This is a genomic window from Mycolicibacterium arabiense, from assembly GCF_010731815.2.
In the GTDB taxonomy this organism is placed as follows: Bacteria; Actinomycetota; Actinomycetes; order Mycobacteriales; family Mycobacteriaceae; genus Mycobacterium; species Mycobacterium arabiense.
Window position 1 is genome coordinate 2,794,789 of record NZ_AP022593.1, and the last position, 25,080, is coordinate 2,819,868.

Genomic DNA, 25,080 nt, shown 5'->3' on the forward strand with positions numbered 1-25,080 from the left:
GTGGGCAAGCGCTACTCGGTCTTGTCCACGTCGGAGGGCAGGTCCAGCGCCAGATCGCCTGCGATCAAATCTTCTGCGACCAAGGGCAATTCGCCACCGGCGACGGCATCGACGGCCTGCGGGTCGAGTTCGAAGAGTTCGCGCAGCGCCTCGGCATAGCTGTCGCCGCCCGGCGCACCCGCGAGCTGCTTCACCCGCACCGTCGGAGCGTGCAGCAGCTTGTCGACGACGCGTCGCACGGTACGGGCGACCTCGTCGCGGTGCACGGAGTCGAGCCCTGGCAGCCGGTTGTCGAGTCGCAGCAGTTCGGCCTCGACCACGTCGGCCGCCCGCTGGCGCAGCGCCGTCACGGTGGGCGTCACCTCGGCCATCCGCTGGCCTGCGAGATAGTTGGCGACCTCCGCCGCGACGATCGCCTTCGCCGCCTCGGCGTCGGCCGAGGCCGCGCGCGCGGACGGCTCGCGCTGGATGCGGTCCATGTCGATGACGTAGACCCCTGGCAGGCCTGCCACCGCGGGATCGACGTCGCGCGGCATGCCGAGGTCGCAGATGACCAGTTGCTTGGGTTCCTGGCCGTGGGCCAGGCCGCGGTGCACGTCGGCCAGGGACACGACCGGGCGCACCGCGCCGGTACAGCTCACGACCACGTCGGCGTCGGTCAGTAGCGGCGGCAGATGGTCGAACGGGAAGGCATGCGCGTCGACGCCCTGGCTGCGCAGGTTCGCCACTACGCGCTCGGCGCGCGGCAGCGAGCGGTTCACCACGTGTACCCGGCCGATGCCGGCCCGCACCAGGTGTGCGGCCGCCAGAGCACCCATGGAGCCCGCGCCGACCACGACGGCGCTGCGACCGGCCAGGCCGTTCACACCTCCCTGGTCACTGCGCTCCTGCGCTCCCGAACCCAACTTCGCGCCTGCCATGTCCAACGCCACGGACACCACCGAGGCGCCCGCGGCGTCGATGCCCGTCTCGGAGTGCACGCGCTTGCCGACCGACAGCGCGCGCTGGGACAGTTCGTGCAGAGTGCGGCCGACGGCGTGGTTGGCCTCGGCGGCGGCGTAGGAGCGGCGGACCTGTCCGAGCACCTGCTGCTCGCCGATCACGGCCGAGTCCAGTCCGCTGGTGACGGCGAACAGGTGCTCGACGGCAGCCTCGGCATAGCGAACGTAGGCGTACTTGGTGAGATCGCCCAGCGACATTCCGGAATGCTCGGAGAGCACCTGACCGACGACCGACAGGCCGCCGTGGAACGCCTCGACCACCGCGTAGACCTCGACCCGGTTGCAGGTCGACAGGATCATCGCCTCGGTGACCAGGGAGGATCGCAGGAGTTCTTCGACGATCTTGGCCTGATCGGACTCGTCGGTGCTCAGACGTTCGAGCACGGTCACAGGCGCGCTGCGGTGCGAAACGCCGAATAGGAGAACGCTCATGGCCTCGTCACCACGATTTCCAAAGGTAGTCGTTGGTTAGTCACGAAACCAAATTGCTGAGCAACGTCACAGCCGGTCGTACATCACACCCGCCGTTTCGCGCCTTCACCCCGACAGGTCCGAGCGCAGCCGCGCCTCGTCGACCTCCCAGTAGCTGTGCTCGCGCCCGTCGAGCAGCACCACCGGCAGCCGGTCGCCGTACTCGGCGCGCAGCGTCGCGTCCCCGGCCGCGGCGGCCGCGTCGACGTCGGTGGTGGTCATCTCGAACCCCAGCTCGGTGGCGAGGCTCGCGAGCTGTGTGCCCGCCCGCGCGCACAGGCTGCAGCCGGCACGCGTGAGCAACTCCACGCTGTGCCCATCCCCCATGTCGCTGCGCTCCTGCCCGCCGGTGCTCATGAGTGCCTCATGACTGCCAGTATCGCGTCCCCTACTGTTGAACCGTGTCCGACTCCAGGGCTGACGCCGATCCCACCGCGGAGGTGCTGGTCGACCAGAACGGCGTGCTGGCGCAGGCGACCGCCCCGCAGGCACCGCCTCCCGATCTGACCGCGGCCGCGTTCTTCGACGTCGACAACACCCTGGTGCAGGGGTCCTCGCTGGTGCACTTCGCCAGGGGCCTGGCGGCGCGCAAGTACTTCACCTATGGCGACCTCGCCCGGTTCGGCTACGCCCAGGCCAAGTTTCAGCTGACCGGCAAGGAGAACAGCGACGACGTCGCCGAGGGCAGACGCAAGGCGCTGGCCTTCATCGAGGGCCGCCAGACGTCCGAACTCGCCGAGCTGGGCGAGGAGATCTTCGACGAGATCATCGCCGACAAGCTGTGGTCCGGCACGCGCGCGCTCGCCCAGATGCACCTCGACGCGGGCCAGCAGGTGTGGCTGGTGACCGCGACGCCCTACGAGCTGGCCGCGACCATCGCCAAGAAGCTCGGCCTGACCGGTGCGCTCGGGACGGTCGCCGAGTCCGTCGACGGCGTGTTCACCGGCCGGCTCGTCGGCGAAATCCTGCACGGCGCAGGCAAGGCCCACGCGGTGCGATCGCTGGCCATCCGCGAGGGCCTCAACCTCAAGCGCTGCACCGCGTACTCCGACAGCTACAACGACGTGCCGATGCTGTCGCTGGTCGGGACCGCAGTCGCGATCAACCCCGACGGCGCGCTGCGCGACCTCGCACGCCAGCGTGGTTGGGAGATCCGGGACTTCCGCACCGCCCGCAAGGCCGCCCGGATCGGCGTGCCGTCGGCGCTGGCACTCGGGGCGGTGGGCGGAGCGCTGGCCGCGGTGGTCTCCCGCCGCGACGGCAACTGAGCAGGCCGCCCCGACCGGCGCTGATAGGCTCGCGCCGCTTGGACTGCCAAGCCCGACTGCCCGGGGAGCACCACGAACCATGAGCATCGCCGCCGACATCATCGGAACCCACTACCGGTATCCGGACTACTTCGAGGTGGACCGCGAGAAGGTCCGCGAGTTCGCCAAGGCCGTCAAGGACGACCATCCCGCGCATTACACCGAGGCCGCTGCCGAAGAGTGCGGCTACGACGCGCTGATCGCGTCACTGACGTTCGTCGCGGTGGCCGGGCGACGCGTGCAGCTCGAGATCTTCAGGCAGTTCGACGTGCCGATCAACCTCGAGCGCGTGCTGCACCGCGACCAGAAGCTGATCTTCCACCGTCCCATCGTGGTGGGCGACAAGCTGTGGTTCGACTCGTACCTGGATTCGGTCATCGAGTCGCACGGTGCCGTGATCACCGAGGTCCGCGCCGAGGTCACCGACGACGAGGGCAAGCCCGTGCTCACCTCGATCGTCACGATGTTCGGCGAGGCGACCCGCGACGAATCCGACGAGGTAAGCGCAAAGATCGCCGCAGGCCGCGACGCGGCCCTCGTCAGGATGGTCGCCGGGCAGAGGTCGCAAGGCCCCGCCGCGGAGTAGGCCCGCCTAGCCGAGGAACGTGTTGCCGCGGTTGGCCAGCAACTGGTACAGCGTCTGCTGAATGGTCTCGCGCACCTGATCGGTCAGCTCGAACGTGACCATCGGGTCCTCGGCCATCGACTCGTCGAAGTCCTCGGTGACGATCGGCTCGCCGAACTGGATGTGCCACTTCGACGGCAGCGGCACCAGGCCGAGCGGACCCGCGAGTGGGAACAGCGGTGTCACCGGGAAGTACGGCAGCCCGAACAGGCGCGCCAGCAGCTTCACGTCGGCGAGCATCGGGTAGATCTCCTCGGACCCGACGATCGAGCACGGCACGATCGGCGCGCGGGCGCGCAGCGCGGCCGAGACGAACCCGCCGCGACCGAATCGCTGCAGCTTGTAGCGGTCCCGGAACGGCTTGCCGAGGCCCTTGTAGCCCTCGGGGAACACGGCCGTCAGCTCACCGGCGGCGAGGAGGCGATGCGCGTCGGCGGTGCATGCCATGGTGTGCCCGGCCTTGCGCGCCGCCTGGCCCATGACGGGCATGTCGAACACCATGTCGGCGGCCAGCAGTCGCAGATCCCGGTGACCGGGATGGTTGTCGTGGACGGCCACCGAGGCCATCAGCCCGTCGAGCGGGAGCACGCCTGCGTGGTTGGCGACGATGAGCGCCGCACCGTCGAGCGGCAGGTTCTCGATACCGCTCACCTCGACGCGGAACCACGACTTGAACAGCCCGCGCAGCAAAGGTAGGAAGATCGCGTTGTTGAGGTGCGGGTCGAAGCCGAACTCGTCGACCTCGTAGTCACCGCTCATGCGCTTGCGGACGAACTCGGCCACCGCGGAGATGCGCTGGGCCAGCTCGTTGGGCGCATCGTCGGACTCCGGTGAGCCGCCGACCGAACTGCGCCGCTCGTCGATCTCGCGGACCACCGCGGCGATCTGCTCGGCCGAGGCGCGAGTGCCGGCGTCGGCCATCAGGGACGGGTGTCTGCGCGAACTCTCCGCCCGCGCGGCGGACCGGCGCGCAGCCGAAGCCCGCCCTGAATTGCCGTGCAGCGGAATTACTTTCGCCTTCGAGTCACCCGCCACGTCGTTTCCCTCTTCCACCCCGGTTCAGACCCCTGCCCTACCGGCCCCATCGTTGCGCCACTGCTACCGCGCGATTCTCCACCGAGCGTACCCAGCGCGGGTCGATGATCGGTGTCAAAGCGCGCCCGCGCACGTAATCGTCAAAAGCCTCCGCCGTGCTCCACTTCGGGATATAACCCAGGTCCTTGCGCATCCGCGAGGTGTCCATGACACGTCCGTAGCTCAAGTAGTTCAACTGCTCGCGATCGACCTCAGTGTAACGGGTCGCCCGTCTCAGCGAATCAACGGCAGACAGTGCCGATTTCGGCACCGGCAGCCGTACGCGGCCAGAACGGCGGATGGCCTGCGACATCATGATGATGCCCGAGGCGCCGATGTTGAAGGTGCCCGCGCGGCCGGCAATCGTCGCGCGCTCCATCGCCCCGAGCGCATCCTGCTCGTGCAGCAGCTGCAGGCGGGCGTCGCGGCCCAGCACGAACGGCACGACCGGTCCTGCCAGGTAGCGCGACAGCGCCGTGTCCATGCCGGGGCCGATCATGTTGGCCAACCGCAGGATCGTCACCGCGATGTCCGGCCTGCGTCGCGCCAGCCCGCGGGCATAGCCCTCGATGTCGATGCTGTCGCGGGCGAAGCCCTCACCGGGCGGCCTGCGCGAGCTGCTGTCCTCGGTGAACATCACCGGGTCGTGCGCGCTCGAGCCGTAGACCTCCGAGGTGGACTTCAGGACGACCCGGCGCACCGACGGCGCCTTCTGGCACGCGGCGAACAACTGCATCGCGCCCATGACGTTCTGTTCCTTGAGCGCTGCCCGGCCACCCGACCGTGGAGCGTAGGACGCCGCGGCCGCATGGACCACGGTGTCGACGTCACCGTTGCGAATCACCTTCGCGATGAACGGGTTTCGGATGTCGGCCCTGACGAACTCCGCCCGGCCCATCCGCCGCTGCAGATCCTTGCTCGGCGTCACCGCGTCGACCGCTATGACGTGATCGATCTGGGGATTCTGCGCGAGACGCGCGACGAGGTAGCCACCGAGGAACCGGCATGCGCCGGTGACCAGAACCACCTTCGGGTGGAGCGCCGGATCCCGTGGCTCGGCAGTTCCGCTCTGGCCCGGCCCCTGTGGGGGCCGCCCGCCCGAGCGCCCGTCAGCATCCATCGCGTCAGCCTAACGGCCGCGAATAAGGACTACTTACCGAGTTTTCTGCGCTGCACCCGCGTGCGACGAAGCAGCTTGCGGTGCTTCTTCTTCGACATGCGCTTGCGCCGCTTCTTGATGACTGAACCCATTTACTCCGCTACCTATGCAAAACCGAAGACAACCGAGGCTGACGATCTCGAATACGCCCCGTGAACTGACCTGGTCACCTTACCCGGCAGGCACCGGCGGAGCGAAAACGCCCGTCGGTGGCCGACTCGGTGCGACCTGGCTAGCCAGCGTCGAAGTACGACGTCTCCAGGAGGTCGTGCACCGCCTTGGCGTGCACCCGGAAGGACCGGCCGACCCGGACGGCGGGGAGTTCGCCGTTGTGGACCAGTCGGTAGACCGTCATCTTGCTGACCCGCATCAGGCTGGCCACCTCGGCGACGGTGAGGAACTGCTGAGCACGTGCCGGTTGGCCGCCGTCGCCGCTGCCGGCGGCAGCGTCACGCGCACCCTTGCCGCCAGCAGAATCGCGCGCCGATGGACCGTTCATAGACGTCATCGCAACCCAATCAATCAGGCACGTCCTTGCCAGCGGCTTCCCCACCGCTGGCGCAGGTACGTGCATACAACGAGGAGAATAGCGTGGCGGGTGATGTTATTGCGACGGGTGTGGGGTAATCCGTCTGAAATTCATGAACTACTCAGATGTAATTCTTAGCTGCTCAGAGCGGGTTTTTGCCGCCGATACGGCGTTGCCGACCGCAGCGCGCAGCCCACCCCGTTCGAGTTCCCGCAGACCAGCGGCAGTGGTGCCCCCCGGAGACGTCACGGTGGCCCGCAGTTGCGCCGGGCTGGTGTCCATTGCTGCGCCCCCTTCCGACGGCTGGGTGTCGAGCCGCTCGAGGAGCATCGCCGCCGAACCCGCCATCGTCTGAGCCACCAGGTCGGTCGCCACCTGACGCGGCAGCCCGGCGTCCACGGCGGCGTCGACGAGCGCCTCGGCCATCAGGAAAAAGTACGCAGGCCCGGAGCCGGACACCGCCGTCACGGCGTCCATCTGGGCCTCGGGGACCACGACCACACCGCCGACGGCGTCGAAGATCGCGGCGACGTCCTTGAGTTGCTCGTCGGTGGCGTAGCGGCCGCGCGCCAGCGCGCTCACTCCCCCGCCGACCACCATGGGCGCATTGGGCATCACGCGGATCACCGGCGACCCGGCGGGCAGCTTCGACTCGAAGTACGTCGTGCCAACGCCTGCGGCCACCGAGACGACGACCTGCTCGGCGCTGTCGTCCTCCGCACGGCCCACGGCGTCGGCGATCTCGTTGACGACGCCCGCGACGTCGGCCGGCTTCACGGCCAGGATGACGTAGGTGGCGTTCTCCGCCGCGTCTGCCACCGACGTCAGCAGCACCGAATACGTCTCGGACAGGTGCTTGGCGCGTTCGGGGCTCTTCTCGGCGACGGCGAGGTCCTTCGCCTGCCGCCCGGCCCGGATCAACCCGGCCAGCAACGCTTCACCGATGCTTCCGCCGCCAATAATCGCGATTCTCGACACGGGGTGAAGCATCCCACGCCCGCGGGCTCACGCCTCGGCAGGCACCATCGCCAGCTGGCGTGACTGAACGATGACGTGGCCCTTGGCGTCCACCACGACGTGGTCCTCGTCGAACCACTCGTGGCCGATCTGCATCGTCGTGCACAGCACGCGCAGCCAGCCGTCGGCGGGCACGGCGCGCAGGTAGGCCGTCAGTTGCACCGTGGGCGCCCAGCCGAACCTGTTGACCCCGAAGGTGACGGGCGCCGACACGTCGCCGCACACCAGCGCGAACAGCACGTCCGGCGCGCAGTCCCTCGGCCGGACCCAGTACTCGATGACCGGCGGCCCACCGTCGGAACGCGGCTGCATCGTGGTCAGCGACGGGCGGATGTCGCAGCCGCGCGCCAGGTGCACGATGTCGGCCATCGGGTGGCCAGGACCGATCGGGTCGAGTCCGGGCGGCGGCTCAGGCGTCATCAGCGGGATGACGGGATTGTCCGACAGCAGCGGTGCGTCGTCGGTCTCGAGTTCGGCGAGCGTGATCACCGCGTGCACGGCCACCCGGTCGCCCTGGCTCAGCTCAACGTCGACGAGGCTGACTCGCCTGCCGCGCTTGCGAATCGTCGCTGTCACTCGCTGCGGCCCGGGATCCGGTGCCCACAGGAAGCTGCCCGAGACCGCGATGGGCTCGACGCCCTGCCCGCCGTGCTGATCCCCCGAGTCGCTGCGCTCCTGCCCGCCGCGCAAAGCCGTCCGCGCCGCATTCGCGCACAGCGCGAGCATCACGCCGCCGTGCACCTTGGGCCCGATGGTCCAATTCTCGTTCAGCTCGCCGTCGAAGCGGCTGACGGTCCCGTCGCTCGACACCGGCGTCAGCCGCATGGCATCGGTGAACGACGTCGACGCGGACACGCCAGTGGAAGTCGAATCGGTGGTCAAGGGATTTCCAATCCGTCAGCGCAGCAAGTGTTCTCGCGCGAACTCGAGTGATTCGGTCAGCAGCTGCTCGCGTTCGGCGCCTGTACGCGCCCGCGACGTGGTGACCTCGAGGATGACGTGCCCGGCGAACGAACTCGCCGCGAGCATCTGGCAGATCTCGGCGGCAGGCTGGGAGCCGTGGCCGGGCACCAGGTGCTCGTCAGTGGCGGCGCCGCTGCCGTCGCACAGGTGCAGGTGCACCAGGCCGTCGGGTCCGTCGACGCCCATGCGGCTCGCCATCTCGATGGCGTCGGTACCTGCCGTCGCAGCGTGCGACAGGTCCAGCGTGTAGTGCGCGTAGTCGCCGTCGAGCGGGTCGTAGGACGGCGCGAACGCGGAGACGGCGACCCCCGGCGTGCCGCCGCGTCGGCGCATCCGCTCGATCGACGACTGCCCCGCGCCGAAGAAGCGGTCGGTGCGGAACGGGAACATGTTCTCCACCGCCACCATCACGTCACTGGACGCCTCGAGTTCGGCGACCTGGTCGGCGAAGCCCTCGGCGTAGCGGCGCTGCCACCGGAACGGCGGGTGCACGACCACGGTCTGGGCGCCGAGTTCCTCGGCAGCGCGCACGCTGCGGTCGAGTTTCGGGATCGGGTTGGCGCCCCACACCCGCTGCGAGATCAGCAGACAGGGCGCGTGCACCGACAGGACCGGCACGTCGTACTGCGCCGACATCTTGGCGATCGCGTCGACGTCCTGGCTGGCGGTCTCGGCCCACACCATGAGTTCGACGCCGTCGTATCCGAGCCGCGCCGCGTACTCGAACGCCGCCTCGGTCCGCAGCGGATAGACCGAGGCGGTCGAGAGACCAACCTTGATGGCGGGGCGCACTGAATCCAAACCCGTTCGTCTCGTCGGGTCAGTTGGACTGCAGGAGCGCCAGCGGGCCCAGCGTGACCAGTGCTCCCACCGCCACCGCGATCAGGGTGCTTCCGATGTCCTCGGTCTTGCGTACGACGCGGACGCCGACGACGAGCCCGAGGATCACGAGCACCGACAGCACCAGCGCGACGATGTTGTTCCACTTCCACAGCTGATCGAAGGCGACGAACAGACCGGCGCCGAACGCGACGGCCAGGACGCACTGCGCGACGATCCACAGGCCGCTCAGGAACGTCGACCCGGGCGACTCGACTTTTTCGTCCGGGGTGACGTCGACCGTGCCGTCGGCGCGCGCGTCGTCGCCGAGGTCGATCTCCTCGGGACCCGGCTGCCTGCTGCGGCGCGCGATGTCATCGGCGACGGACTGGCCGCCCCCGAACAGCGTGTCGGCACCCGAGCGCAGATAGGACGGCTTGGTGTCCTTCGTTGCGTCGGTGTCGTCCCTGGTGTCCGTCGCGCTGCTGGCGATCCCGGCGAAGTCCAGCTCGAGGTCGTCGGCTGCGTCGTCATCGTCGTCGGTGACCGGGTCCGGGCTCATCTGCTCGGCGCCGCCGGCGGCGTCGTAGGCAGTGGCAGTCCGCGACCGGCGGGGCAGCGGGGTGAACTCGATCGGCAGCGGATCGGCGTCGCGCTGTTCGAGGTGGCTGGCGTACTCGGCTTCGAGGTCGGCATCGGCCCTGACGTCTTCGGCCTGCGCCTCGTCAGCCTGCGCCTCGTCGGTCGGCTGCTCGGCTGCTTCGTCGGCGTCCACCTCGGCGGGCGCCAGCTCGCTGAACTCCTCGGACTCGGCGACGACCTCCGGCTCGACCTCGGGCTCGGCTTCCGCTTCGACGCCGGCCTCGGGCTCGGCCTCTGCCGCAGGCTCCTCGTGCCGCGGCGGCTCCTCGACGACCGGCTCCGGGGTCGGGGCAGGTTCCCGACGTTCCTGGACGAGCTGCTCGGGTGCGGCGCTGACGATCGGAATCTCGCCGGTGAGTTCGGCGACGGTCACGGAATCAGAGTTGCCGCGCCTGCGACGGCGTCGACCACCTGCCGGCGGCGCGCCGATGGTGCCGTTCCTCGCCAGCAGCTCGGCGACGGAGATCGGCCGGGTGGCGCTGTCGTCTGGATCTGTCATCGTTTGTCGCCTCTGGCCTTGGCTGAGTCGGCGGATCTCTTCACCACGGCTGAGATGCCCACTCCGTCGGCGAATGCGGCCCCGTCGGCTTCACTGTCGAGTTTCCGCAAAATCAACCCCTCTCGCAACGCCCAGGGACAGATGTCGACCGTGTCGATCGACAGTGCCCGCATACTCGCCTCGGCTACCAGTGCGCCTGCCACGATCTGCGGCGCGCGCTCAGCGCTCACCCCTTCCAGTTCCGCTCGGTCCGCGGCGGTCATCCTAGAGATGAAGGCGATGAGCTGCCGCAGGCCCGCTGCTGTCAGTGTCCTCTTCACCCTGGGTCCCGCGCCGGAAGGCGCGGCACCGGTGAGTCGCGCCAGCGACCGGAACGTCTTCGACGTCGCCACGGTGAGGTCGGGGGTACCGGCGTCGAGGACCTTCGCGCCCGCCTCGGCCAGTTCGGTGTCCAGCCAGTCGCGCAGCATCGCGACGCGGCGGCGGCCCGGCGGATCGTCGGGCAGCCACTCGCGGGTCAGCCTGCCCGCGCCCAGCGGCAACGACAGCGCCACGTCGGGTTCCTCGTCGACGCCGCTGGACAGTTCCAGTGATCCGCCGCCGATGTCGATGTTGATGATGCGACCAGCGCTCCAGCCGTACCACCGGCGCACGGCCAGAAAGGTCAGCCGTGATTCGTCGACGCCGCTGAGCACCTTGAGGTTGACGCCCGCCTCGTTGCGCACCCGGGCCAGCACGTCGTCGGAGTTCGTCGCGTCCCGCACCGCGGAGGTGGCGAACGCCATCAGCTCCGAGCACCCGGAACTCGCGGCGATCTTCGCGAATTCGTCGATGGTGTCGACCAACTTGTCGGCACCCTTGCGGACCAGCTTGCCGGAGCCGTCGATGGACTCGGCCAGCCGCAGCGACGCCTTGGTGGAACTCATCGGCGTCGGATGACCACCCCGTCGCGCATCGACGACGAGCAGATGAACTGTGTTGCTGCCCACGTCGAGCACGCCCAATCGCACGGTGCCCACGTTATCGGGTCTACCGTTGCTTTCCGTGAGCGGTGTAGCGATGAGCGCTGGCGCGAAGAGCAGTTCAACCCCGCCGGGAGAGGTCGAACTCGACTTCGCGCGCGAATGGGTGGAGTTCTTCGATCCCGACGACCCGGAACGTCTGATCGCGGCGGACATGACCTGGCTGCTGTCGCGGTGGACGTGCGTGTTCGGCACACCCGCCTGCCAGGGCACCGTCGAGGGCAGGCCCGACGACGGTTGCTGCTCCCACGGCGCGTTCCTGTCCGACGACGACGACCGGGCGAGCCTGGACGACGCGGCAGCGCAACTGACCGACGAGGACTGGCAGTTCCGGGACAAGGGTCTTGGCCGCAAGGGATACCTCGAGATGGACGAGATCGACGGCACCCCCAACCTGCGGACGCGGAAGTACAAGGGCGCCTGCATCTTCCTCAACCGCCCCGGCTTCCCGGGCGGCATCGGCTGTGCGCTGCACTCCAAGGCGCTGAAGCTGGGCGTGGAGCCGCTGACGATGAAGCCCGAGGTCTGCTGGCAGCTGCCGATCCGCCGCACCGAGGAGTGGGTCGAGCGGCCGGACGGCTCGCAGGTACTCAAGACCACCATCACCGAGTACGACCGCCGCGGGTGGGGCGAGGGTGGCGCCGACCTGCACTGGTACTGCACGGGTGACCCCGCCGCGCACGTCGGCTCACGGCCGGTGTGGGAGTCCTACGCCCCCGAGCTGACCGTGCTGCTGGGCGCGAAGGCCTATGCGGAACTCGCGGCGCTGTGCAAGCGCCGCGGCGGCCTCGGCCTGATCGCCGTGCACCCCGCTACCCGCGCCGCGCACTGACGGTCACGCCCGGGCGATGTACCGAGGCTCGGCGGTGCGCCGGATCGCCGGCGCCACCGGGCGACCCTCCAGCAGCCCCTCGACGGTCTTGCGTTCGATGGCGCGGCGATAGACCACCAGCGCCTCGGTGACCGCGGCCACCGTCTGGTCGACGTCGGCTGCGGCGTGCGCGGCGGAGGTGACGAACGACTGGCCGAGCACGCCCCGGCGCAGCAGCTCCTGCAGGAACAAGGTGCGGTACGCCTGCGACGGCTGCCCGTCCGGACCGCGGGTGGCAAACAGCAGGCACGACGGCCTGCCGAGGACCTCCACGTAGTAGTCCAGTCCCGCGTCGCGCACGGCCGCGGTGATCTCGGTGGACAGCTGCCTGCCCGCGGCCTCCATCAGGCCGATCGGGTTCTGCGTGCGGTAAGCGTGCACGACCGCGCGGAACGCCGCGAGCGCCGACGTCTCGGCGCCGTGCGTGGTGGACAGCAGGAACACGCGGTCCTCCTCGGTTCGCAGCCCACCGAGTTCCATGTACTCCCGCTTGCCGGCCAGAGCGGAGAGCGGGAAGCCGTTGGCCATCGCCTTGCCCCAGCACGACAGGTCCGGCGCGACGCCGTAGACCCCCTGCGCGCCGCCGGCCGACCACCGGAAGCCGGTGATCATCTCGTCGAACACCAGCAGCGTGCCGTGCGAGTCGCATTGCGCACGAAGACCTTCGAGGAACCCTGGTTGCGGTTCGGCCAACGCGGTGGCTGCCTCGAGGATCACGCAGGCCACGTCGTCACCCGCCAGCGCCGCGGCGACCGAGGTCAGGTCGTTGTAGTCGAACCGGACGGTCGTCTCCACCGCGGCGGCGGGGATGCCGCCGTTCATCGCGGTGGTGCCGATGAACCAGTCGTCGGTGGAGAAGAACGGCTGCCTGCAGACGGCGACCTTGGTCCGCCCGGTGACCGCGCGTGCCAGTCGCACGGCCGCGGTGGTGGTGTCCGAGCCGTTCTTCGCGAACTTCACCATGTCCGCCGCGGGCACCAGGCCTAGGAAGTCCTCTGCGGCAGCGAGTTCCAGCTCCGTCGGCCTGCTGAAGTTCACCCCGTGCGCGATGGTCCGGGTGACCGCGTCGACGACGGGTTGATAGCCATGCCCCAGCGTCACCGAGCGCAGGCCCATGCCGTACTCGACGTAGGAGTTGCCGTCGACGTCCCACACCCGGCAGCCCTGTCCGCGTACCAGCACCGGCGCCATGAACTCGGGGAACTGGTCGGAGCCGCGGGCGTAGGTGTGCGCGCCGCCCGGCACCAGGTCGTGCAACCGGTCCTGCATCGCGCGCGACCGCGCAAACGTGCGCGGCGGAATTCCTGGGTCGGTCATGGCCGGCCTCCTCCTGTCGAAGCCATGGCGACCGCTTCGTCGGTCACCCAGCGCCCGGCGAGTTCCGGTAGCCGCGCCGACACCTCGGGCAGCAGGTCCGCCAGGGTCAGCAGCACCACGTCGGGCGTGGCGGCGACGAGCGCGTCGGGCGAGATGATCGGGATGTCGGTGCCGGGCATGCGGCGGCCCTGCTTGGCCGCTGACGCGTCGGCGACCGCACCGAGGAGCCCGGAGTCCAGCCCGGCGCGCGCGAACAGCGCCACCGCACGCGAGGCCGCACCGTAGGCGTACACCCGCCGGCCCGCATCGCGCTGCCACCGCAGATAGGAGCGCAGGGCGTTGGCGTGCCGGTCGGCGGCGGACTGCAGCGGGGCGAGACCCTCGGGCCGGGCCACGGTCGCGTCCGCAGCGGTGAGCTTGCCAATCTCCGGGTCGGGTGTCCCGTCGCGCGACGAACCGCGGTGCACCGCGCCCACCAGCACGGTGCCGCCGTAGAGCGGGAATCGCCATGCCGCCATGGGACGCAGACCTGCGCCCGCGAGCAGGATCCGCAGCGCCACCATCGAGTAGTAGGCGAAGTGTCCGTGCCGCAACGCATTCCACTGACCGCCGTCGACGATGGCCGAGAGTTCGTGGTACTGCAGTAGCAGGACGCCGTCCGGCGCGGTGGCGGCCGCCCGCCGCGCGAACGCCGCCCGCTGGTCGGGTTCGTGCATGATGCCGAAGCAGTCGAGGACGACGTCGGCCCGGCCGTCGGTGGACGCCATGCCGCGCTCGGCCAGCAGCGGCAGCCAACTGCCGCCGTGCGGGCTGCCGAACTCGCGCACCGACGTCCCGGTGAGCCAGCCGTCGGCGCTCACCCGGGCGACCGCGTCGGCGGCCTGGTCGACGAGCGCCTGCGGTTCGACGCCGCGCGGTTCGGCGGTGACGGTGTCGTCGTCGGCCAGTTGTGCGAGCCCGCACGCGGTGCACAGGTCCATCGCCAACGGATGGTCGGCCTCGCCGGGCTGCACGGGCAGACCGGCCGGCGGGAAGTGGTCGGCGGCGGGCACCGCACCGAGGTCCAGCACGCGATGTGGCTGCGGCGCAGCGCAGGCCCGGCAGACACTCATGCGACCATGACCCGGTGCGCATCGAGCAGACGTCCCTGGCGGGCGTCGTCGTCCTGGTCCCGCAGCCGTTCCACGACGACCGGGGACTGTTCACCCGCACCTTCGACGCCGACGTGTTCGACGACTGGGCGGGTGCGCCCGGCACTGCGGCGCGGTTCGTGCAGGACTCGCAGTCGCGGTCGCGCCGCGGCGTGATCCGGGGCATGCACGGCAGGCGCGGGCGGGGTGAGGCCAAGCTGGTGCGGTGCGCCAACGGCGCGGTGCACGACGTGCTGGTCGATGCCAGACCCGATTCCCCCACGTTCGGCCGCCATGAGGCATTCACGTTGGACGACAGCGAGTTTCGGCATCTCTACGTACCGCCGGGAATGCTGCACGGATTCCAGGCGCTGACCGAGACGGCGGACGTCTGCTATCGCATCGACACGCCGCACGACCCGAGTGAGGACGTCGCCGTCGCTCACGACGACCCCGACCTCGCGTTGGGCTGGCCCCTGCCGGTGAGCGTCGTGTCTGCGCGGGACGCCGCGGCGGGCAGCTGGCAGGATCTGCTCACACTGCTGCGCTGACACAGCGCATCGCCCCGTCGATCGAGCCACTCGAACGCAGCGCCTGCAGTCGCGCCAGCCGGGTGAAGTTCTGCCCGAAGTCGTCGGTGGTCAACCCGTACGCGGTGTAGGCCTCGTACAGCTCGCGAGCACCGTCGGCGACCGACCATTGCGCATCGAAGCCGAGTTCGGTACGCGCCCTGGCGAAGTCGACCCGGTAGGACCGCGGATCGGCGCCACTCTCCCCGGTGATCGACAGCATCGCGGCAGGCACGGTCTCGCACACTGCGTCCGCGATCTGGGCGACCGTCAGGTTGTTGGCCTCGGTGCCGATGTTGTAGGCGCGGCACGACACCACGTCGGCCGGGGCGTCGAGGCACACCGCGAACGCCCGGGCGATGTCGGCGGCGTGGACCAGCGGACGCCACGGCGTGCCGTCGGAGAGCACCCGCACGACACCGGACAGCACGGCGTGTCCCATCAGGTTGTTCAGCACGATGTCGGCGCGCAAGCGGGGCGAGAACCCGAATGCCGTTGCGTTGCGCAGGAACACCGGCGTGAAGCGTGCATCGGCGAGCGCGGCGACGTCGTCCTCCACGCGGACCTTGCTGATGGCGTACGGCGTGATGGGGTTCAGCTCGGCGTCCTCGCCGACGAGATCACGGCCAGCCGCCCCGTACACCGAACACGTCGAGGCGTAGAGGAAGCGTGAGACGCCTGCCTCCTTGGCCGCGTGAGCCAGTCGCACCGACGCGTGGTGGTTGATGTCGAAGGTGATCTGCGGGTCGAGTGCGCCCAACGGGTCGTTCGACAGCGCCGCGAGGTGGATCACCGCGTCGAAGCCCCGCAGGTGCTCGGCGGTGACGTCGCGCAGGTCGACCGGTAGGTTCGACAGGTCGACGGGCTCCGGGCCGAGCACGCAGTCGGCGAAGTAGCCGTTGTCGAGACCCGTGACGTCGTGCCCGGCGTTGCGCAGGACGGGCACCATGACGGTGCCCAGGTATCCCTGGTGACCGGTGACGAGGACGCGCTGGCTCATGTGTTCACTCCAAGGGTCATGATCGTCTTGTCCACCACGAACGCCTCGGCGTGCGGGCTGCGGCACTGCACGCCGCGCAACCGGGACAGGCCGAGGAACGACAGGTCGTCGAACCAGTCCCGACCCACCTGGGACGGGTAGTGCTCGTGCAGCAGCTTCACCTTCTCCTCGGCGATCTCGGTACCGAGCGGATGAAACACGTTGGGGGTCGGGGTGTCCGTCTCCCACTTGAGGATCTCGTAGCCCAGCGTCAGGTGGTCGCGGAACTCCGTTGGCACCAATTCGGCGAGCAGCCGGTGGTCTTGGTGGGCGTCGTTGCGTTGGGTGGCGAACACCACGTCGGGTTCACAGGTGCGGCGAAAGTCCGCCAGCGCCTGCTTGATTCGATCCCAGTGCTGCGGGGCTCGGCCATCGGGCAGGTCGAGCACGGTCAACGCGACCGTGGCGCCGGGGCAGAACGCATGAAGGGCCGCGCGCTCCTCGGCCTCGCGTTCGGTGCCACCGCCGCTGAGCACCAGTGCGTGCACCCGCAGGCCGGGACGCGACCGCGCCAGGGCCAGCAGCGTCCCGCCCATGCCGATGGCGATGTCGTCGCAGTGCGCGCCGAGCACCGCGATCTCGGCGAGATCGCCTGCATGCAGGGAGATCACGTGACCGCGAACTCCGGCACGGCGTCCTTGGCGTGCTCCCAGAGCATCCACGGTCGGTCGCCGCGCGCGTATCCCGCGTCGAGTTCGGCCCGCTCCTTGAAGGTGTCGGCCGGCTTCCAGAAGCCCAGGTGCTTGTACCCGTGCAGCCGGCCCTGGGCGGCGAGTGCACCGCACACGTCCTCGACGAGGTCGCAGTCCTCGGTGAGCATGTTCAGGACCTCGTTCGACAGGACGAAGAAGCCACCGTTCTCCCAGATCGGCAGCCGCGACACCGGTGTGATCCCGGTGACCGCGCCGGAACCCTCGATGTCGACGCAGTGGAACGACGACTGCGGTGGGACGACGAGCATGGAGGCTGCGGCGCCGGATTCGCGTACCTCGTCGATGATCTCGTTCATCGGCGCATCGGTCAGCACGTCGGAGTAGTTCGCCAGGAAGTACTCCTCGTCCTCCACGAACGGCTTGACGCGGCGCAGCCGCTCGCCGATCGGCGACTCCGGGCCGGTGTCGACGAAGGTGATCGACCAGTCGCTGATGTCGGACTGCAGCAGTTCCACCTGCCCGCCGCGGATGACGAAGTCGTTGGACACCGACTCCTGGTAGGAGAGGAAGTAGTTCTTGATGTGCGCGGCGCCGTAGCCGAGGCACAGGATGAAGTCCTTGTGCCCGAAGTGCGCGTAGTAGCGCATGACGTGCCAAATCAACGGCCGCGGCCCGATCATCTGCATGGGCTTGGGGATCGTGTCGTCATCCCCGTTGCGCATCCGCATTCCGTAACCGCCGCAGAACAGCACGACCTTCATGACTGCATTCCTTCCTTGGCTCCGGAGAGCGCGTCCACGACGTGGAGGTTCGGTAGCGGGTAGACGAGCACGGCGCCCCACTCCGCGGTGTAGGCCAACTGGGCGGTGATCTCCGCCTCGAGATTCCACGGCAGCACGACGATGACGTCGGGCCGGTCCTTGTCGAGCACCTCGACCGGATGGACCGGGATCCGTGCGCCGGGGGTGAACTTCCCGTGCTTGTAGGGGTTCCGGTCGACGAGGTACTCGATGAGGTCGGACCGGATGCCGCAGTAGTTCAGCAGGGTGTTGCCCTTGCCGGGTGCGCCGTAGCCGACCACGCGCTTGCCCGCTGTGCGGCACTCGAGCAGGAAGCCCAGCAGCTGCTGGCGCTGCAGCTCCACCCGGTGCTGCAAACCGACGTAGCCCGCGACGTCGTGCAGGCCGGCGTCGGCCTCGATCGCGAGCGCGTCGGCGACCCGCGCGCTGGGCGGACCCGCGGCCGCGGCGGGCCGGGCCCACAGCCGGATCGAGCCGCCATGGGTTTCGATGAGTTCGACGTCGACCACGGTCAGGCCCGCGGTGGCGAGCGCATTGGTCGCCGATGCCACGGTGTAGTACTGGAAGTGTTCGTGGTAGATCGTGTCGTACTGGGCCTGGGTGATCAGGGCGAGCGCGTGGTGCACCTCGATCGACACCCAGCCGTCGTCGGCGACCAGCGCCCGCAGGCCGCGGGTGAACCCGAGTACGTCCGGGATGTGGGCGTAGACGTTGTTGGCCACCACGAGATCGGCAGGGCCGTGCTCCGCGCGCACCCGCCGACCGGCTGCCTCGTCCAGGAAGGCAGTGACCGTCGGGACGCCGCGTTCGACGGCGGCGGCCCCCACGTTGACCGACGGCTCGATGCCCAGGCACCGCACGCCGGCGTCGAGGACGTGGCGCAGGAGGTAGCCGTCGTTGCTGGCGACCTCGACGACAAATGAATCGCCGTTCAGATCCAGGCGGTCGACGGCATCGGTGACGAACCGGCGCGCGTGCTCGACCCAACTGTCGGAGAACGAGGAGAAGTAGGCGTACTCGGTGAAGGTGTCCTCGGGGGTGATCAGCGCGGGGATCTGCAGCAGCAGGCAGTCGGCGCAGACCCTCAGGTGCAGCGGGTAGGTGACTTCTGCCTGGTCGAGCGCCTGATCATCGAGCAACTTCTCGCAGGGCGGCGTCGCACCCAGGTCGAGCACACTGAGCAGTTGGTCTGATTCACACACTCGGCACGGCACGGGCGGACCTTTGCTTCCGACTCGACGTCCAGGGCACGTGTCCCCGGTCGGGTCCGCGCGGTGCCGTGCGTCCGCGATGGCCGAAGAGCCCCCCGCAGCGCGTGGCTACGAGAGTGAGAGTAGCAAGGTCTAGCTAAGTTGGCGAACGTTGCTAGAAATGCACGCTCGCGACTTTTTACACAGAGGCGCGCTGCGGGTCAGCCCTCGAGCTTGTAGCCGAGGCCCCGCACCGTGACGAGGTGTACGGGGTTGGCGGGGTCGGATTCGATCTTGCTGCGCAGGCGCTTGACGTGGACGTCGAGGGTCTTCGTGTCGCCGACGTAGTCCGCGCCCCACACCCGGTCGATCAGCTGGCCGCGGGTGAGCACCCGGCCACTGTTGCGCATGAGGTACTCGAGCAGGTCGAATTCCTTGAGCGGCAACGTGATCGGATCACCGTCGACCGACACGATGTGCCGCTCGACGTCCATCCGGACGGGCCCAGCCTCGAGGACGCCATCGGCGATGCCGGAGTCGTCCGGGTCCGCTCCACGGCGCAGTACCGCGCGGATGCGGGCGATCAGTTCGCGCGCCGAGTACGGCTTGGTGACGTAGTCGTCGGCACCGAGTTCGAGGCCCACCACCTTGTCGATCTCGCTGTCGCGCGCGGTGACCATGATCACAGGCACGCTGGAGCGCGAACGCAGTTGTTTGCAGACGTCCGTTCCGCTCATTCCGGGCAGCATCAGGTCGAGCAGCACGATGTCGGCACCGGACCGCTCGAACTCGGCCAGCGCCGACGGGCCGTCGGTGACGACCGTCGCCTCGAAGCCCTCCTTGCGCAGCAGGAACGCCAACGGGTCCGCCAGCGACTCCTCGTCTTCCACGATCAACACACTGGTCATTTGAGCTCTAGGCCCTCTCGTTCGTCATGCTCGTCTGGGTCGTGGTGGTAGGGATAGGCCGGTATCGACAGCGTGAACGTCGACCCGGTGCCCGGCTGACTCCACAGCCGGATGGATCCGTTGTGATTGGCCGCGACGTGCTTCACGATCGCGAGCCCCAACCCCGTGCCGCCGGTGGCCCGGGACCGCGCCTTGTCGGCGCGGAAGAACCGCTCGAACACCCGCTCCTGATCGGCGCGGGCGATGCCGATGCCGCGGTCGGTCACCGCGATCTCGACGTCGTCGCCTCGGCGCCTGCGCGAGATCGACACCGGAGAACCCTTCGGCGAGTAGTTGATTGCGTTGGAGACCAGGTTCGCCAGCGCGGTGACCAGCAGCGCCTGGTCGCCGTAGACCCGGTACCCGGTGGGAGCGTCGGTGGTGATCTCGATGTCGGCGTTGTCCGCGGCCACCTTGTAACGCGACAGAGCCTCGTTGACCACCGTGTCGACGTCGACGGCGTCGAGTTCGGGCAGCGGCTCGGCGCCCTGCAGGCGCGACAGCTCGATGAGTTCGCCGACCATGTTCGCCAGCCGGTTCGACTCGACGACCATCCGGTCGGCGAACCGGGTCACGGTCTCCGGGTCGTCGGCCGACGCCTGCAGCGCCTCGGCCAGCAGTCCCATCGCGCCGACCGGTGTCTTCAGTTCGTGGCTGACGTTGGCGACGAAGTCCCTGCGGGTGGCCTCCATCCGCGCGTGCTCCGACTGATCGTCGACGTAGACCACGGCGAAGCGGCGATCGTCCTCGGTCAGCAGCCGGACGTGGCCGCGGACGTGCAGCCCGGACCTGCCGGGGTTCTGCCTGCGCGCAGGCGACAGGTCGACCTCGACGTCGTCGCCGGTGGCGAGCGTGCGCTGCGCGGCGGCCCAGGCGCGGTCGTCGAGCAGCCGGTCGCGGACCAGACCGAGCGCCTTGGCCTGGTCGTTGATGAAGACCACGTCACGGTAGACGTCGACCACCACGATTCCCACTGGGGAGAGCGCCACGACGTGCTGCAGCATCTCCGAGATCGTGATGCCTGCCTGATCGGCGGTGCGGCGCTCCCGGCGGTCGCGAAGACGCGGTACCAGCACCGCTCCGACCGCTGCGCCGAGCGCCAGCGCGAGCAGTGCCACGACTGCCGTCAGCAGCAGTGCGGACGCCACACTCACGGGCAAATCGTACGCAGCGGGTGAACGTCATCCCAGCAGCGTGCGGCCAATTCGGGACAAGTCACAAACTCAAACACAGGAGTTCGGTCGCCGTTCACCCGAGTTCACCCGCTGTTCGCCACGGAGGTCTCCGATGGCGCCGGTATTACTTCGCGCCCTGGGCGGCTACCGCGGCCGCACCCGCCGCTGCGGCGTCCGGATCGAGGTACCGGCCGCCGGGAACGGTGGGCTTGAGATCGGCGTCGAGTTCGTAGACCAGCGGGATGCCGGTCGGGATGTTGAGCCCGACGACGTCGGCGTCGGACATCCCGTCGAGGTACTTGACCAGCGCGCGCAGCGAGTTGCCGTGCGCGGCGATCATCACGGTCCGGTCGGCACGCAGGTCCGGCACGATCGTCTGCTCGTAGTACGGCACGAAGCGGGCCACCACGTCGGCGAGGCACTCGGTGAGCGGGCCGCCGTCGATGTCGGCGTACCGCGCCTCGGCGTCCTGGCTGAACTCGCTGCCCTTCTCGATCGGAGGGGGCGGCGTGTCATAGCTGCGTCGCCACGCCATGAACTGCTCTTCGCCGTACTTCTCCTTGGTCGCCGCCTTGTCGAGACCCTGCAGCGCGCCGTAGTGCCGCTCGTTGAGCCGCCAGTTGCGGTGCACCGGGATCCAGTGCCGGTCGGCCTTGTCCAGCGCGAGGTTGGCAGTGGTGATGGCCCTGCGCAGCAGCGAGGTGTACAGCACGTCGGGCAGGACGCCCTCGGCGGCGAGCAGCGTGCCGCCGCGCGCGGCTTCGGCCCTGCCCTTGTCCGTGAGGTCGACGTCCACCCAACCGGTGAACAGATTCAGCGCGTTCCATTCGCTCTCGCCATGGCGGAGCAGCACCAGCGTGGCCATGACGCCCATCCTGTCACGGAGTCAGCGGTCAGTCCTCGTCGTGGTCCTCGATGAGGTGCTCGAACGCCTTGAGGTTCTTCAGCGACTCACCCCGGGCCACACGCCACTCCCATTCCTTCTGGATCGAGGTGCGAAAACCCAGTTCCAGCAGGGTGTTGAAGTCCGCGTCGACGGCCTCGAGCACCTGCCCGAGCACGCGGTCCACCTCGTCGGGCGTCACGGCGTGCAGCGCCATGTGCCCCACCAGGTAGATGTCGCCGACCTTGTCGAGCGTGTAGGCCACGCCGTACAGCTTGCGGTTGCGGCGCAGCATGAAGCCGTAGACGCCCTCGTTGTTCTCGTCGGGCCTGCGGCAGACGAACGCCTCGACCCGTACGGAGTGCTCGCCGATGCGCAGCAAGGTGTTGGTCTTGAGCTTGCGCTCCCCGGGCAGCGCGACCACGACGCCGGGCTGCCCGTTGCCTGCGCTGTCGTGGAACGTGTACTCGAGATCGTGCTCGGAGAGCGTGTTCTCGATGGTCTGGCGGACGTCGGAGGTGACGCTCACGCGCGCACCCCGCGTCGGATCGAGAGCCGGCGCCGGTCTCGCCGCGGCGGTGGTTCGACGCGCTGATGCCGCGCCCGGTAGTCGCTGATGGCGCGGCCGTAACTGGCCAGCAGCCCGTCGACGGTGTGGCCCCAGGAGAACGTCGCGGCGTGCGCCTGGGCGGCCGACGACATCGCGTCGCGGTCGCCGTCGAGGACACCGCCGATCGCGGCGGCCCAGTCGTCGGCCTCGTGCGTGGCGACCAAGGTTCCCGTGACGCCGTCGCGCACGGCGACGGGCAGACCGCCGACGGCAGCGGCGACCACGGGGGTGCCGCACGCCTGCGCCTCGACGGCCACCAGCCCGAAGGATTCGGCATGGCTGGGGATGGCCACCACGTCGGCGGCGCGATAGACGTCGACCAGGCGGTCACGGCTCTGCGGGGGGAGGAAGGTCACCCGGTCGGTGATACCCAGCTCTTCGGCAAGCCGAACCAATCCCTCGGGATTGGCGGCGCTGCCGGTGTCGGGGCGCGTGACGACGCCCGATCCGGACGCCCCGCCTGCGATCACGACGCGCACTCCCGGGAGTTTTGCCGCGGCACGCAACAGGACGTCTGGCGCCTTGAGCGGCTGGATGCGGCCCACGAACGCGACGATCGGCTCGTCACCGGGGATGCCCAGAACGCTACGCGCGGCGCGCTTGTCGCCAGGGGTGAACATCGCGAGGTCGACGCCGGGGTGCACCACGTCGATGCGCTCGGGATCGGCACGATGCAGTGAAACCAGTTCTCGCGCTTCGTATTCGGTGTTGACGATCAGGCGGTCGGCCTCGTCGACCACCTGCTGCTCACCGACCGACCGCAGCGGCGGCTCGGGCCTGTCCCCCTCCGCCAGGGACGCGTTCTTCACCGCGGCCAGGGTGTGCGCGGTGTGGACGAGCGGCACTGCCCAACGGTCGCGGGCCAGCCAACCCACCTGGCCGGAGAGCCAGTAGTGCGAGTGGACGACGTCGTAGTACCCGGGTTCGTGGGTGGCCTCGGCGCGCAGCACGCCCGCGGTGAAGGCGCACAGCTGGGTCGGCAGGTCGTTCTTGTCGAGCCCCTCGAACGGTCCGGCGACGACGTTGCGCACCAGCGCCCCGGGTGCGACCCGCACGATCGGCGGGTCGGTCGAGGCGGTGGCCCTGGTGAAGATCTCGACGTCGACGCCGCGGCGGGCGAGTTCCAGCGCGCTCTGCAGCACGTAGACGTTCATGCCGCCTGCATCACCGGTTCCCGGCTGCGCCAGGGGCGAGGTATGGACCGACAGGACGGCGACGCGCACACCCCATCCTTACACCGGTGCGGATCCGGCCTCGTCGCCCGGTGCCCGTGCGGCCGATCGCGCGCCTGCGGTCAGGCCGACTCGGGCCGGCGGCTCTGCGCGCGCCGCATGGCGCCAATCGGGTCGGCGTACAGCCCGCCGAGCGAGACGACCCCGGCCCCGGCCTCCTGGATGCGGTTGCCGAACGACGTCACGCGGATGTCGCGGGCGCCGAGCACCGACCGCTGCGCGAACGCGGACTCGACGAGCGGGAAGCCCTCGGGGTACTCGGTGAACGCCTGACCGCCGACCACGAGGTCGTCGGGGTTGAGCATGTCGCGCAGCAGCGCCACGGCCTCACCCAGTACGCGGGCGCGTTCGGCGAGCAGACCGGTCGCCCGTTCGTCGCCTCCGCGGGCGGCGCGGAAGACGGCGGCGATGGTCGACGACGGCCCGCCGGCGGGCACGATGCGGAGCCGTCGCGCTGCCGAGAGCACTGCCTCGTCGCTGACCGTGGACTCCAATTGTCCGCTGCCGCCCAGCAATTCGGACTGCGCGGGCAGCGCGGCGATCGTGCCTGGCCCGCTGGCGGGCGAGTGCACGCGGCCACCGATCGACAGCGCGTAACCGACCGTCTCACGGGCGTAGACGTAGAGGCTGGTGCCCGTGTCGCGCGCCGAGGCGTCCGTGGTGCGGCCGTCGCGCCTGCGGGCGCCGAGCAGCAGTTCCGCACCGGCCATGGCATCCACGTGCGAGGCGAGGGAGACCGGCAGCGCGAGTGTCTCGGCGAGCACGGCGCCGACGGGTGCACCCGTCCAGCCGAGCCGCGGGTGGTCCACCAGTCCCGTGACGCTGTCCACCGCGCCGCCTGCGGTGACGCCGACCCAGAGCGGCCTGCGCCGGTGCCAACGGCTCAGGTAGCGACTCGCACTGCCTGCCAGCGATGCGAGCGCCGCGCTCTGGTTGCCGACCGGCGTGGGCGTCTCGACGACGTCGAGCGTCCGCCCGAGCAGGTCGGTGGCGGCGATGCTCGTGGTCTTGGCGCCGATGTGGACGGCGAGCGTCAGGAACGGCTCGTGGTTGACCTCGACGGGCACGCGCGGCCTGCCGATCGCTCCGGAGACTGCGAGGTCGGCGCGCTCACGCAGGATTCCCGCGTCCAGCAGGGCCGTGACCTGGCGGTTCACGGTCGCGATGCTCAGGCCGGTGACCTTGGCGATGACGTCGCGGGCGATCGGCCCGCGCACCCGGGCGGCGCCGAAGACGGCGGCCGCGGCGGCGTCGGCGACGCGGAGCGAGGGAGCCACGATGTGGTGGCGGGCCAGCAGTGCGCGCTTGGCGTGCGATGCCGCAGTCTGGCGGCTACCGGCCGACGCGGTGAGGAGGGCGGTGGTGGAGAGGGAGGTGGGAGTAGACACGTTGTCGTCCTTGAGGGAAGTCGGCTGGTGGGTTTTCGGGCCACACCTGGCGACTCAGCAGGACGAAGGAGTCCGGGTTCAGTCAGGCGCAGCGTGTCGAGCGACGACAACAACACGCACGCCGGACGGCGATACGCGAAGCCTGACT

General features: G+C 69.5%; 27 protein-coding genes. 4 read left to right on the forward strand and 23 right to left on the reverse strand.

All coding sequences use genetic code 11. The annotated features are described in order from the left end of the window. Nucleotides 1–11 precede the first annotated feature (11 nt). Together G6N61_RS15100 and G6N61_RS15105 are read right to left on the reverse strand one after the other, a co-directional pair. On the reverse strand, nucleotides 12–1,433 hold the full coding sequence (locus G6N61_RS15100; RefSeq protein WP_163919249.1) for a glutamyl-tRNA reductase: 1,422 nt from the start codon (nucleotides 1,431–1,433) through the stop codon (nucleotides 12–14). A 105-nt stretch (nucleotides 1,434–1,538) separates the two neighbouring features. Next, nucleotides 1,539–1,829: a glutaredoxin family protein gene (locus G6N61_RS15105; RefSeq protein WP_407666458.1), complete on the reverse strand. Its 291-nt coding sequence runs from the start codon at nucleotides 1,827–1,829 to the stop codon at nucleotides 1,539–1,541. Nucleotides 1,830–1,912: 83 nt separating this feature from the next. On the opposite strand from G6N61_RS15105, the gene G6N61_RS15110 reads away from it, so the two are divergent. Together G6N61_RS15110 and G6N61_RS15115 are read left to right on the forward strand one after the other, a co-directional pair. Next, on the forward strand, nucleotides 1,913–2,740 hold the full coding sequence (locus tag G6N61_RS15110; RefSeq protein WP_235887639.1) for an HAD family hydrolase: 828 nt from the start codon (nucleotides 1,913–1,915) through the stop codon (nucleotides 2,738–2,740). Between the two features lie 79 nt (nucleotides 2,741–2,819). Further along, a complete protein-coding gene (locus G6N61_RS15115) occupies nucleotides 2,820–3,365 on the forward strand; it encodes an FAS1-like dehydratase domain-containing protein (RefSeq protein WP_163919250.1) in 546 nt (181 codons plus the stop codon). 6 nt (nucleotides 3,366–3,371) lie between these two features. Here the strand turns inward: G6N61_RS15115 and G6N61_RS15120 are convergent, their stop codons facing one another. The 9 genes from G6N61_RS15120 to G6N61_RS15160 all read right to left on the reverse strand — a co-directional run bounded on the left by G6N61_RS15120 (nucleotide 3,372) and on the right by G6N61_RS15160 (nucleotide 11,116). Then, the gene (locus G6N61_RS15120; RefSeq protein WP_163919251.1) at nucleotides 3,372–4,439 is read right to left on the reverse strand and encodes a lysophospholipid acyltransferase family protein; all 1,068 of its coding nucleotides are present in this window, start codon (nucleotides 4,437–4,439) and stop codon (nucleotides 3,372–3,374) included. A 37-nt stretch (nucleotides 4,440–4,476) separates the two neighbouring features. After that, entirely contained in the window at nucleotides 4,477–5,598 is a 1,122-nt protein-coding gene (locus tag G6N61_RS15125; protein WP_163919252.1) for an SDR family oxidoreductase, read from the reverse strand. Nucleotides 5,599–5,627: 29 nt separating this feature from the next. Next, nucleotides 5,628–5,729, reverse strand: a complete 102-nt coding sequence (locus G6N61_RS15130; RefSeq protein WP_003402602.1) for a 30S ribosomal protein bS22 — start codon at nucleotides 5,727–5,729, stop codon at nucleotides 5,628–5,630. Nucleotides 5,730–5,869: 140 nt separating this feature from the next. Further along, nucleotides 5,870–6,145 carry a helix-turn-helix domain-containing protein gene (locus G6N61_RS15135; protein WP_163919253.1) on the reverse strand — a complete coding sequence of 92 codons (276 nt, stop codon included), beginning with the start codon at nucleotides 6,143–6,145 and terminating at the stop codon, nucleotides 5,870–5,872. Between the two features lie 138 nt (nucleotides 6,146–6,283). Continuing rightward, nucleotides 6,284–7,144, reverse strand: coding sequence for a pyrroline-5-carboxylate reductase (gene proC / locus G6N61_RS15140; RefSeq protein WP_179973629.1), 861 nt, complete (start codon nucleotides 7,142–7,144; stop codon nucleotides 6,284–6,286). Between the two features lie 27 nt (nucleotides 7,145–7,171). Further along, on the reverse strand, nucleotides 7,172–8,038 hold the full coding sequence (locus G6N61_RS15145) for a thioesterase family protein (protein WP_163924845.1): 867 nt from the start codon (nucleotides 8,036–8,038) through the stop codon (nucleotides 7,172–7,174). A gap of 42 nt (nucleotides 8,039–8,080) precedes the next feature. Then, nucleotides 8,081–8,938 carry a sugar phosphate isomerase/epimerase family protein gene (locus G6N61_RS15150; RefSeq protein WP_163924846.1) on the reverse strand — a complete coding sequence of 286 codons (858 nt, stop codon included), beginning with the start codon at nucleotides 8,936–8,938 and terminating at the stop codon, nucleotides 8,081–8,083. A gap of 28 nt (nucleotides 8,939–8,966) precedes the next feature. Continuing rightward, entirely contained in the window at nucleotides 8,967–10,106 is a 1,140-nt protein-coding gene (locus tag G6N61_RS15155) for an Rv0497 family membrane protein (RefSeq protein ID WP_163919255.1), read from the reverse strand. Further along, entirely contained in the window at nucleotides 10,103–11,116 is a 1,014-nt protein-coding gene (locus G6N61_RS15160) for a Ppx/GppA family phosphatase (protein WP_163924847.1), read from the reverse strand. Before G6N61_RS15160 ends, G6N61_RS15155 begins: the two co-directional genes overlap by 4 nt. Nucleotides 11,117–11,165: 49 nt before the next feature. Between G6N61_RS15160 and G6N61_RS15165 the strand changes: the two genes are divergently transcribed. After that, a complete protein-coding gene (locus tag G6N61_RS15165; RefSeq protein ID WP_163924848.1) occupies nucleotides 11,166–11,960 on the forward strand; it encodes a DUF3109 family protein in 795 nt (264 codons plus the stop codon). Nucleotides 11,961–11,963: 3 nt separating this feature from the next. On the opposite strand, the gene G6N61_RS15170 is transcribed toward G6N61_RS15165, so the two are convergent. Both G6N61_RS15170 and G6N61_RS15175 read right to left on the reverse strand, forming a co-directional pair. Then, nucleotides 11,964–13,316, reverse strand: a complete 1,353-nt coding sequence (locus tag G6N61_RS15170) for a glutamate-1-semialdehyde 2,1-aminomutase (RefSeq protein WP_163919256.1) — start codon at nucleotides 13,314–13,316, stop codon at nucleotides 11,964–11,966. After that, on the reverse strand, nucleotides 13,313–14,428 hold the full coding sequence (locus tag G6N61_RS15175; protein WP_163919257.1) for a class I SAM-dependent methyltransferase: 1,116 nt from the start codon (nucleotides 14,426–14,428) through the stop codon (nucleotides 13,313–13,315). The genes G6N61_RS15170 and G6N61_RS15175 overlap by 4 nt, the downstream gene beginning before the upstream one ends. A gap of 14 nt (nucleotides 14,429–14,442) precedes the next feature. Between G6N61_RS15175 and G6N61_RS15180 the strand changes: the two genes are divergently transcribed. Then, nucleotides 14,443–14,997, forward strand: coding sequence for a dTDP-4-dehydrorhamnose 3,5-epimerase family protein (locus G6N61_RS15180; RefSeq protein ID WP_163919258.1), 555 nt, complete (start codon nucleotides 14,443–14,445; stop codon nucleotides 14,995–14,997). Here the strand turns inward: G6N61_RS15180 and G6N61_RS15185 are convergent. The 10 genes from G6N61_RS15185 to G6N61_RS15230 all read right to left on the reverse strand — a co-directional run bounded on the left by G6N61_RS15185 (nucleotide 14,981) and on the right by G6N61_RS15230 (nucleotide 24,932). After that, nucleotides 14,981–16,015 (reverse strand): NAD-dependent epimerase/dehydratase family protein, encoded by a 1,035-nt coding sequence (locus G6N61_RS15185; RefSeq protein WP_163919259.1) that lies wholly within the window; start codon nucleotides 16,013–16,015, stop codon nucleotides 14,981–14,983. The two genes, G6N61_RS15180 and G6N61_RS15185, sit on opposite strands and share 17 nt — an antisense overlap. Then, nucleotides 16,012–16,665 carry a PIG-L deacetylase family protein gene (locus G6N61_RS15190; RefSeq protein ID WP_163919260.1) on the reverse strand — a complete coding sequence of 218 codons (654 nt, stop codon included), beginning with the start codon at nucleotides 16,663–16,665 and terminating at the stop codon, nucleotides 16,012–16,014. The genes G6N61_RS15185 and G6N61_RS15190 overlap by 4 nt, the downstream gene beginning before the upstream one ends. Next, complete coding sequence (locus tag G6N61_RS15195) at nucleotides 16,662–17,468, reverse strand: glycosyltransferase family protein (protein ID WP_163919261.1); 807 nt, start codon at nucleotides 17,466–17,468, stop codon at nucleotides 16,662–16,664. The genes G6N61_RS15190 and G6N61_RS15195 overlap by 4 nt, the downstream gene beginning before the upstream one ends. Next, nucleotides 17,465–18,721 carry a class I SAM-dependent methyltransferase gene (locus G6N61_RS15200; protein ID WP_163919262.1) on the reverse strand — a complete coding sequence of 419 codons (1,257 nt, stop codon included), beginning with the start codon at nucleotides 18,719–18,721 and terminating at the stop codon, nucleotides 17,465–17,467. The genes G6N61_RS15195 and G6N61_RS15200 overlap by 4 nt, the downstream gene beginning before the upstream one ends. Before the next feature lie 197 nt (nucleotides 18,722–18,918). Continuing rightward, a complete protein-coding gene (regX, locus tag G6N61_RS15205; RefSeq protein WP_163919263.1) occupies nucleotides 18,919–19,605 on the reverse strand; it encodes a two-component sensory transduction protein RegX in 687 nt (228 codons plus the stop codon). After that, complete coding sequence (locus G6N61_RS15210) at nucleotides 19,602–20,798, reverse strand: sensor histidine kinase (RefSeq protein ID WP_163919264.1); 1,197 nt, start codon at nucleotides 20,796–20,798, stop codon at nucleotides 19,602–19,604. Before G6N61_RS15210 ends, regX begins: the two co-directional genes overlap by 4 nt. A gap of 145 nt (nucleotides 20,799–20,943) precedes the next feature. Next, entirely contained in the window at nucleotides 20,944–21,693 is a 750-nt protein-coding gene (locus tag G6N61_RS15215; protein ID WP_163919265.1) for a phosphoglyceromutase, read from the reverse strand. Between the two features lie 19 nt (nucleotides 21,694–21,712). Further along, on the reverse strand, nucleotides 21,713–22,231 hold the full coding sequence (locus G6N61_RS15220) for a type III secretion system chaperone family protein (RefSeq protein WP_163919266.1): 519 nt from the start codon (nucleotides 22,229–22,231) through the stop codon (nucleotides 21,713–21,715). After that, entirely contained in the window at nucleotides 22,228–23,535 is a 1,308-nt protein-coding gene (mshA, locus tag G6N61_RS15225; RefSeq protein WP_163919267.1) for a D-inositol-3-phosphate glycosyltransferase, read from the reverse strand. Before mshA ends, G6N61_RS15220 begins: the two co-directional genes overlap by 4 nt. A 71-nt stretch (nucleotides 23,536–23,606) precedes the next feature. Then, complete coding sequence (locus G6N61_RS15230) at nucleotides 23,607–24,932, reverse strand: ROK family transcriptional regulator (protein ID WP_163919268.1); 1,326 nt, start codon at nucleotides 24,930–24,932, stop codon at nucleotides 23,607–23,609. Nucleotides 24,933–25,080: the final 148 nt, after the last annotated feature.

What these genes read in the sequence shown, in the direction of transcription:
- G6N61_RS15100 (WP_163919249.1), bottom strand. Translation starts at nt 1,433, where the DNA reads ATGAGCGTTCTCCTATTCGGCGTTTCGCACCGCAGCGCGCCTGTGACC.
- G6N61_RS15105 (WP_407666458.1), bottom strand. Translation starts at nt 1,829, where the DNA reads ATGAGCACCGGCGGGCAGGAGCGCAGCGACATGGGGGATGGGCACAGC.
- G6N61_RS15115 (WP_163919250.1), top strand. Translation starts at nt 2,820, where the DNA reads ATGAGCATCGCCGCCGACATCATCGGAACCCACTACCGGTATCCGGAC.
- G6N61_RS15125 (WP_163919252.1), bottom strand. Translation starts at nt 5,598, where the DNA reads ATGGATGCTGACGGGCGCTCGGGCGGGCGGCCCCCACAGGGGCCGGGC.
- G6N61_RS15130 (WP_003402602.1), bottom strand. Translation starts at nt 5,729, where the DNA reads ATGGGTTCAGTCATCAAGAAGCGGCGCAAGCGCATGTCGAAGAAGAAG.
- G6N61_RS15135 (WP_163919253.1), bottom strand. Translation starts at nt 6,145, where the DNA reads ATGACGTCTATGAACGGTCCATCGGCGCGCGATTCTGCTGGCGGCAAG.
- G6N61_RS15155 (WP_163919255.1), bottom strand. Translation starts at nt 10,106, where the DNA reads ATGACAGATCCAGACGACAGCGCCACCCGGCCGATCTCCGTCGCCGAG.
- G6N61_RS15165 (WP_163924848.1), top strand. Translation starts at nt 11,166, where the DNA reads ATGAGCGCTGGCGCGAAGAGCAGTTCAACCCCGCCGGGAGAGGTCGAA.
- G6N61_RS15170 (WP_163919256.1), bottom strand. Translation starts at nt 13,316, where the DNA reads ATGACCGACCCAGGAATTCCGCCGCGCACGTTTGCGCGGTCGCGCGCG.
- G6N61_RS15175 (WP_163919257.1), bottom strand. Translation starts at nt 14,428, where the DNA reads ATGAGTGTCTGCCGGGCCTGCGCTGCGCCGCAGCCACATCGCGTGCTG.
- G6N61_RS15185 (WP_163919259.1), bottom strand. Translation starts at nt 16,015, where the DNA reads ATGAGCCAGCGCGTCCTCGTCACCGGTCACCAGGGATACCTGGGCACC.
- G6N61_RS15195 (WP_163919261.1), bottom strand. Translation starts at nt 17,468, where the DNA reads ATGAAGGTCGTGCTGTTCTGCGGCGGTTACGGAATGCGGATGCGCAAC.
- regX (WP_163919263.1), bottom strand. Translation starts at nt 19,605, where the DNA reads ATGACCAGTGTGTTGATCGTGGAAGACGAGGAGTCGCTGGCGGACCCG.
- G6N61_RS15215 (WP_163919265.1), bottom strand. Translation starts at nt 21,693, where the DNA reads ATGGGCGTCATGGCCACGCTGGTGCTGCTCCGCCATGGCGAGAGCGAA.